Consider the following 8,675-nt stretch of genomic DNA (forward strand, 5'->3'; position numbering starts at 1 on the left):
CTGCGTTCTTTCGTTGTGTCTTAATTCTTTCAGCCGTTCCAGTCTCTGTCAAATTGACCGGACTTGCTCGACCTGCGGGAATTAAGCTCTGCCCCGTTTCCGGGACAACCCCTCTAACTTACCAGCCGCTCGACCGGTTTGCGAACCGATCTCCAGACCCGCGAGTCTCAAGGGATTGCCAGCTGCAGGGTCGCAACACACCAAAGTCACCGGAGTGACGGAGGTGGGTTGCGCCGCACTGCGTCGGCTCCTAAAGATTAGCAGCGCCTCCGACCGCTCGGGACGCGTTCGTCATCTTCCAGGCCACAGAACGATCACGGCCGAACATAGACTCCCCACGTGAGCAGCTACACGCCGCCAGTGGCGAAGAAGGTCCCGACTGAGCGCACCCATCACGGTGACACCGTCATCGACGAGTACGCCTGGCTGTCCGACAAGGAAGATCCCGACACGACCGCCTATCTGGAGGCGGAGAACGACTTTCTCAAACAGGAGACCGCTCACCTCTCCGACCTCCAGGAGCAGGTGTTCCAGGAGATCAAGGGCCGCACCCAGGAGACCGACCTGTCGGTCCCGAGCCGCAAGGGCGCGTGGTGGTACTTCACGCGTACCGAGGAGGGCAAGCAGTACGCGGTCTCCTGCCGGGTGCCGGCCGACAGCGACGCGCCGCCGGAGATCACCCCGGGCGCGCGCCTCGACCGCGAGCAGGTGATCCTCGACGGCAACGAGCTCGCCGGCGACAGCGCGTTCTTCTCGGTCGGCACCAGCTCCGTCTCGCCCGACGGCACGATGCTGGCCTACTCCACCGACTACAAGGGCGACGAGCGCTTCACGCTGAGGTTCAAGAACCTCGAGACCGGTGAGCTGCTGCCCGACGAGATCACGGACATCTTCTACGGCGGCGCCTGGTCGGCCGACGGCTCGACGTTCTTCTACACCCGGGTCGACGACGCCTGGCGCCCGTTCCAGGTCTACCGGCACACCCTGGGCACCCAGGAGGACGTGCTGGTCTACGAGGAGGGCGACGAGCGCTACTGGGTCGGCATCGGCCTGACCCGCAGCGAGCGTTACCTGGTGCTGGGCGCGGGCAGCAAGATCACCAGCGAGGTGCGCATCCTCGACGCCTCCGACCCCACGGGCGAGTTCAGGGTCGTGCGCCCGCGCACGACCGGCGTCGAATACGGCGTCGAGCACGCGGACGACTTCTTCTACGTGCTCCACAACGAGAACGCCGAGAACTTCGAGCTGGCCACGGCCCCGCTCGACGACCCCGGCACGTGGACGCCGCTGATCCCCCACCGGGCGGACACCAGGCTCCTGGAGATCGACGCGTTCTCCGACCACGCCGTGGTGCACTTCCGCCGCGACGGGCTGACCGGCCTGCGCGTGCTTCCCTACGGGAGCGCGGAGCCGGACTGGCGCGTACGGGCCGAGGCCGCCGAGCGGAACGCGTACGAGATCGACTTCCCCGAGCCGCTCTACGACGTCGGCCCGGCGGGCAACCCCGAGTTCACGACCACGCGGCTGCGGCTGGCCTACACGAGCATGGTCACCCCGCCCAGCGTGTACGACTACGAGCTCGACACGCACGAGCTGATCCTGCTCAAGCAGCGCCCGGTGCTGGGCGGCTACACCCCGGCCGACTACGAGCAGTTCCGCGAATGGGCCACGGCCGCGGACGGCACGAAGATCCCGATCTCGATCGTGAAGCGGAAAGACACCGGCAAGCCGGCCCCCACGGTCCTCTACGGCTACGGCAGCTACGAGACCTCCATCGACCCGGGCTTCTCGATCCCCCGGCTGTCGCTGCTGGACCGCGGGTTCATCTTCGCCGTGGCGCACGTCAGGGGCGGCGGCGAGATGGGCCGTCACTGGTACGAGGACGGCAAGCTCACCAGGAAGCGCAACACGTTCACCGACTTCGTGGACGCGGCCAGGCATCTCAAGGCGAGCGGCTGGAGCGAGCGGATCATCGCCAGGGGCGGCTCGGCCGGCGGCCTGCTGATGGGCGCGGTGACGAACCTGGCCCCCGAGGAGTTCGCGGGCGTGGTGGCCGAGGTGCCGTTCGTGGACGCCCTCAACACCATCCTCGATCCGTCGCTCCCGCTGACCGTGATCGAATGGGACGAATGGGGCGACCCGCTGCACAACCCGGACGTCTATGCGTATATGAAGAGCTACACGCCGTACGAGAACGTGGACGGCAGGCCGTACCCGCCGATCCTGGCGATCACGAGCCTGAACGACACGCGCGTGCTGTACCACGAGCCGGCGAAGTGGATCGCGCGGCTTCGTGCGACGGCGAGCGGAGGGCCGTTCCTGCTCAAGACCGAGATGGGAGCCGGGCACGGCGGTCGCAGCGGGCGTTACGACGCCTGGCGCGAGGAGGCCTTCGCGCTCTCCTGGATCATCGAGAGGGGCACGTCATGACATATCACGCCGACGACCAGCGCTACGAGCGCCAGCCGTACAACCGCAGCGGCCGCAGCGGGCTCAAGCTGCCGGCGGTGTCGCTGGGGCTGTGGCACAACTTCGGCGACAACCGGCCGATCGAGAACTCGCGGGCGATCCTGCGCCGCGCGTTCGACCTCGGGGTGACGCACTTCGACCTGGCCAACAACTACGGCGTCCCGTACGGCTCGGCGGAGCGGAACTTCGGCCGGATCCTGCGCGAGGACTTCGCGGGCTACCGGGACGAGCTGATCATCTCCACGAAGGCCGGCTTCGACATGTGGCCCGGCCCGTACGGAGAGTGGGGCTCGCGCAAATACGTGCTGGCCAGCCTCGACCAGTCGCTCCAGCGCATGGGCCTCGACTACGTGGACATCTTCTACAGCCACCGGCCCGACCCCGGAACCCCGCTGGAGGAGACCATGGGGGCGCTCGACCGGGCGGTGCGCTCGGGCAAGGCGCTCTACGCGGGCATCTCCAACTACTCCGCCGAGCAGACCACCCAGGCCGCGCGGATCATGCGCGAGCTGGGCACTCCGCTGCTCATCCACCAGCCGTCCTACTCGATGATCAACAGGTGGATCGAGGACGGGCTGCTGGACGTGCTGGAGGAGTCGGGGATGGGCTGCATCGTGTTCTCGCCGCTGGCGCAGGGCCTGCTGACCGACCGCTACCTCGACGGCGTGCCGGCCGACTCGCGGGCGGCGACGAGCAGGTTCCTCAGCGAGGACCGGATCGACCGCGACCTGGCGCGCTCGCTCAACGAGATCGCGAAGGGCCGTGGCCAGACGCTGGCCCAGATGGCGCTGTCGTGGACGCTCAGGGACCCGCGGGTGACGAGCGTGCTGATCGGCGCGAGCAGCGTGCGGCAGCTGGAGGACAACGTGGCCTGCGTGGACGGTCCGGCCTTCACGGAGGACGAGCTCCAGGCCATCGACAAGATCACCAGCGCCGCCGGGTGACGGCTACAGGGCCTCGTGTCGCTGGAGGTAGGTGAACGAGGCCCAGCCGGGCAGCACCGGCAGCCAGAACGTCAGCAGCCGGTGCAGCAGCACGGCGGAGGTGGCCAGCTCGGCCGGCAGTCCGGCCACGGTCAGCCCCAGCGCGAGCGCGCCTTCGACCGCGCCGAGACCGCCGGGAGTGGGCGCGGCCGAGCCGATCGCGTTGGCCGTGAGGTAGACGACGGCGACGGCGGTGAAACTGAGCTCGCCGCCGAACGCCGCCACGCAGGCGTCCAGGCAGACCACGAACGCGATGGTGATCATGAGGGTGCCGGCGCAGGCCTCGATCATCTTGCGCGGCGACTGCAGCACGTCGAGCAGGCGCGGCAGGACGTTCGAGAACAGCCTGCGCATCCGCGCCGTGACGAACCTGCGCAGCGGCGGCACCCCGAGCACCACCACGACCAGCAGCGCCACCGCCAGCAGCACCAGGACGAGCCCGCGCGACGGCGTGAACGCGGTGTTGGTGTTGGAGCCGGTGATGTAGGCGAACAGCAGCAGCAGCGCGATGTGGAAGATCAGCATGACGAGCTGGGAGGCCCCCACGCTGGCCACCGCGCTGGACGGCGAGATGCCGCGTTTTTGCAGGTAGCGGGTGTTGATCGCGACGCCGCCCACCGCCGCGGGCGCGACGAGCTTGACGAACGAGGCCGCGAACTGCACGAGCACCGTGCGCCAGAGCGGCAGGTGCTCGGGCACGAACCCTCTGAGCATCAGCGCGGCGGCCACGAAGCTGATGAACGAGGCGACCAGCGCCAGCCCCGACCAGGCCCAGTTGGCCGTGGTCACCACCTGGTAGACGTTGACCTGGCTGAGCTGGGAGAGCAGGAAGTACGCGGCCAGCGTGCTGGCGATGATCGTGACGAGGGTGCGCGGCTTGAAGCGTTCGAGGCGTACCTCGTCGACCTTGCCCTGCGGTTTGAGCGCCACGATCTGCTCGCGGATGCCGGGCAGGACGTTCTTGGCCTTGGCCAGCGCTGAGCGGGTCTCCCTGGTCAGCGCGATGCGCTGGAGCAGCGGCATGGCGGCGGCCAGCGCGTCGGGGCCGAGCACGGCCGCCGCGGCCCGGACCGAGCGCTCGGAGCCGACGCGCAGCGACAGGTAGGTGAGCAGCTGGGCGACGTCGAGCCTGAGCAGCAGGTCGCCGGCGGCGATCTCGCCGCTGCGCGCGTCGGTCAGCACGACGCGGCCCGCGCGGTCGAGGTGGATGCTGTCGCCGGTGAGCCGCCGGTGCGCCAGGCGCTGGATCTGCAGCAGCTCGACCTGCTCCCAGATCTGGGCGAGCAGGTTGTCGTCGATCTCGGCGTCCGGCACCTCGTCGAGCGGGCGGGTCTCGATGTGCTCGTAGGCGAGCAGCGCGGCCTCGGTGCCGATCTCGCTGGTGCCCAGCAGCCTGGGCGTGCTGGCCCCGGCCGCCTGGGCCGCGTACGCCATGAGCGCCTCGCGTTCGAGCTCGGCCCGCAGGGACCTGATGGCCCGTCGCCTGGTCTCGGAGTTGAGCCTGATACGCCGCCACAGCCGGTACGGGAGCCCGGCCACCTGCAGGTCGCGGTCGAGCACGGTGACGTCGAGGCTGCTGCCGTCCTTGAGCCCGATGGCGTAGCGGCGGCTGCCCTGGTGGTCGTCCTCGATGCGGCGGGCCGAGACCGGCGAGAACGACAGCTTGCGCAGCGCGGCGACCACGGCCCCGCCGGGCGGCCTGGTGTTGGGGCTGCCGACGCCGTAGAGGGTGGCGTAGCCGATGGCCATGCCGACCAGCACCGTGACGATGGCGCTCGGGATCGTGATCTGCCGGCCGGAGAAGAACGCCAGGATGTACAGGGCGATCGTGGTCCACATCAGCATCCGCCACGTGGGCCGGCGCGAGATGCGGACGGCGGTGGCGTAGGCGATCACCGAGGTGAGCAGCGTGTTGACCGGCTCGATGTCCCGGTCGCCGGTCAGCAGCACGCGCAGGTCGTCGACGTTGCCCGCGACCAGCCACTGCCCGAGCAGGAAAGACCCGGCCATGCCGATGATCGCGGCGATCAGCCCTTCGGCGACGCGCAGGCCGTCACGGTGGAAGACACGCTCGACCGCGAAGGCCGCGGGCACGATGAGCACGGCCGCGCCGCCGAGGAACGCGGCGATCCGGCTGAGCAGCGGGACGAGCTCCGCGCCTTCTTTGACGTCGGCCTCCAGGCCGATGAGGGTCTGCTTGGCCACCAGGGCCAGCAGGATGACCGCGCCGAGAACGATCAGCGTGGCGAAGAAACGCAGCAGGTCGGAGGGACGGCGAAGCCGCTGAGGCAGCAGCGGCTCTACGACGTAGATGCCGTCCGCGCGTGCGTCAGCCACGGCTGGATCCCCCTCCGAGAGGTCCTCCGTGTCATCTCGTTCCCTGATTTCGGCCACCGACAGCGATTCTGCACCTTCCCGGCCGGACCGTACGATCTCCTGGCTTCCAGTGTCCTCAATCGTCCCCGCAGTCGTCGCATCGGGCAGGCTACACGCTGGCGTCGCCGACCTTCACCCCGGAATTCCGCCTCACGCGTTGTGCCTGGCAGTGGACGTAGGCTGTGTGCCATGTCGGGCGAACTGAGGGTTTTGGGGGCGTGTCCGCTGGACTGCCCGGATACCTGCTCCTGGGTGGTCACCGTCGAGGACGGCAAGGCCGTCAAACTCCGGGGAAACCCCGACCAGCCCTACACCAGAGGCGCACTCTGCGTGAAGGTCAATCGTTACCTGGAGCACAGCCGGGCCGGCGACCGCATCCTCCACCCGATGCGCCGCGTCGGGCCGAAGGGCTCGGGCCAGTTCGAGCGGATCACGTGGGACGAGGCGCTCGACGAGATCGCCACGCGGCTGCGCGGCATCGTCGAGGAGCACGGCGGCGAGGCCATCTGGCCCTACCTGGGCACCGGCACGCTCGGCTATCTGCAGGGCTGCGAGGGCGTGGCCGGGCGGCGGTTCTGGAACATGCTGGGCGCCTCCAAGCACTGGCTGAACATCTGCTCGGCGGCCGGCAGCAGCGGGCTGAGGCGGGCCAACGGCACCTCGGCCGGCATGGATCCGGAGAACTTCGCGCTGTCCAGGCTGATCCTGCTCTGGGGCACGAACCCGCTGACCAGCGGCCATCACCTGTGGAAGTTCATCCAGGACGCGAAGGCGAACGGCGCGTACGTCGTCGCCATCGACCCGATTCGCACCAGGACGGCCGACCAGGCCGACGAGCACCTGCCCATCCGGCCCGGCACGGACGGCGCGCTCGCGCTCGGGCTGCTCAACGTCGTGCTGGCGCAGAACGCGCAGGACGAGGAGTTCCTGGCCGAGCACACCGAGGGCTGGGCGGAGTTCCGCCAGGAGATCCTGGAGCACCCGGTGGCGAGGGTGGCCGAGATCACCGGCATTCCCGCCGAGGACATCCACAGGCTGGGGATGAGGCTCGCCCACACGCGCCCGACCGCGATCCGCGCGACGCAGGGCCTCCAGCGGCACGAGGGCGGCGGCAGCGCGCTGCGCACGATCGCCGCGATCCCCGGCGTCACCGGCGACTGGCGGCACCCGGGCGGCGGCGTCGCCTACTCCACCAGCGACCACGTCCACTTCAACATCGACATGCGTTACGACCTGCTGGACAAGCCGGTGCGCACGCTCGTCATGACCAAGCTGGCCTCGCAGCTCGCCGACGACGTGAAATGCCTGTGGGTGTACGCGGCCAACCCGGCCGGCTCGTCCCCCGACGCGAACGCGATCAGGCGGCAGCTCGCCCGCGAGGACCTGTTCACCGTGGTCATGGAGCAGTTCCCGACCGACACCGTGGACTACGCCGACATCGTGCTGCCCGCGACCATGCAGACCGAGCACCAGGACCTGCACGCCGGGTACGGCCACCTGTACCTGCTGTGGAACGAGCCCGCCGTCGCGCCGCCCGGCGAGTGCCTGTCCACGACGGAGACGTTCCGCCGGCTGGCGGCGCACATGGGGATGACCGAGCCGTCGCTGTTCGACTCCGATCTGGAGCTGGCCGAGCAGCTGCTGTCCAGCGGGCATCCCTCGCTGGACGGCGTCACGCTCGACCGGCTGCGCAAGGAGGGCTGGGTGCGGATGAACTACCCGGAGCCCTTCACGCCGTTCGCCGAGGGCTTCCCGACGCCGTCCGGCCGGTTGCGCTTCCCGCCGGCGGGCAAGGCGTACGTGCCGTCGCACGCCGCCAGGACGGTGGGGCACTCTCCGTACCCGCTGATGCTGATCACGCCCGCGTCGCACACCTTCCTCAACACGACCTTCGGCAACAATCCCGAGCTGCGGCGGCGCGCCAAGGACCCGGTGGTCCTGGTCAACCCGGCCGACGCGGCGGCGCGCGGGCTGGTCGGCGGCCAGCGCGTACGCGTGCACAACGCGGGCGGCGAGTTCCAGGCCGACGTGGAGATCAGCGACCGGGTGGCGGCCGGGGTGGTGGCCTCGCCGAAGGGCCGCTGGCCGAAGCTCACCCCCGGTGGCGCCAACCCGAACGCCGTCGTGGCCGAGCGGGACGGCGACATGGGCAAGGGGCCCGGTTTCCACGACAACCTGGTCGAGATCAGCCCTTGTGCCGGTCCATGAACGCCTCGATCCGGTCGAGGATCCGCGCCGCGTGAGGGGTGCCGAACAGCGCCGAGGCATGCCGGCTCTCCCCCGGGATGACCAGCACCTCGTTGTCCGGGGCCCGGACGGCCGCGGCGCGGGCCGCCTCCAGGTCGCCGGCGCCGCCGTAGTCGTCGTGCTCGGAGCCGATCTGGAGCAGCGGGGCGGTCAGCGCGGCCGCGTCCTTCGCGTCGATCTCGCCTGACAGGGCGACCACACCGGCCACCTTCGCGCCGAGCCTGGTGGCGGCCGGGACGGCGGTCGTGGCCCCGATCGAGCCGCCGACCAGGAACAGCCGCTCGACGCCCGGCTCCCTGGCCAGCCGCTTGGCCATGGCGACCGCGGTGTCCTCGGGGAAGCCGGCCGAGCTCCTGGCGTAGACGAGCACGCGGTAGCCGGCGCCGGTCAGGCGGTCGAAGAGCGGGCGCCAGGTGCAGACGTTGCCGCGGCGCTCGTAGGTGATCACCACTCCGGTGGCGCCGGTGCCGCCGATCACCCCCGGCAGGCCGCCGGAGTGCTTGAAGATCTTGCCGGCCCGCTGGTCGTAGCACCCGGACACGTTGGGGCCCGTGACGGTGGCGGGGGCGCCGGACCGGCTGGGGCCGGCAGGGGGCGGCG

Annotated in this window: 5 protein-coding genes; 3 read left to right on the forward strand and 2 right to left on the reverse strand. The window is 70.0% G+C overall.

The window, feature by feature from the left end; all coding sequences use genetic code 11:
• The first annotated feature begins 339 nt into the window (after nucleotides 1–339).
• A complete protein-coding gene (locus tag ETD85_RS57195; protein ID WP_138698220.1) occupies nucleotides 340–2,430 on the forward strand; it encodes a S9 family peptidase in 2,091 nt (696 codons plus the stop codon).
• Nucleotides 2,427–3,413, forward strand: coding sequence for an L-glyceraldehyde 3-phosphate reductase (mgrA, locus tag ETD85_RS57200; RefSeq protein WP_138698221.1), 987 nt, complete (start codon nucleotides 2,427–2,429; stop codon nucleotides 3,411–3,413). Before ETD85_RS57195 ends, mgrA begins: the two co-directional genes overlap by 4 nt.
• A 3-nt stretch (nucleotides 3,414–3,416) precedes the next feature.
• Here mgrA and ETD85_RS57205 read toward each other — a convergent pair whose 3' ends face one another.
• Nucleotides 3,417–5,789 (reverse strand): lysylphosphatidylglycerol synthase transmembrane domain-containing protein, encoded by a 2,373-nt coding sequence (locus ETD85_RS57205; RefSeq protein ID WP_138698222.1) that lies wholly within the window; start codon nucleotides 5,787–5,789, stop codon nucleotides 3,417–3,419.
• Nucleotides 5,790–6,017: 228 nt separating this feature from the next.
• Here ETD85_RS57205 and ETD85_RS57210 point away from each other — a divergent pair, with 228 nt between their 5' ends.
• On the forward strand, nucleotides 6,018–8,036 hold the full coding sequence (locus ETD85_RS57210; RefSeq protein ID WP_138698223.1) for a molybdopterin-containing oxidoreductase family protein: 2,019 nt from the start codon (nucleotides 6,018–6,020) through the stop codon (nucleotides 8,034–8,036).
• Here the strand turns inward: ETD85_RS57210 and ETD85_RS64115 are convergent.
• The coding region (locus ETD85_RS64115) for an alpha/beta hydrolase (RefSeq protein ID WP_206059534.1) at nucleotides 8,014–8,675 on the reverse strand (662 nt) is incomplete at its 5' end. The two genes, ETD85_RS57210 and ETD85_RS64115, sit on opposite strands and share 23 nt — an antisense overlap.

Source organism: Nonomuraea zeae (assembly GCF_005889725.1).
Taxonomy (GTDB): domain Bacteria; phylum Actinomycetota; class Actinomycetes; order Streptosporangiales; family Streptosporangiaceae; genus Nonomuraea; species Nonomuraea zeae.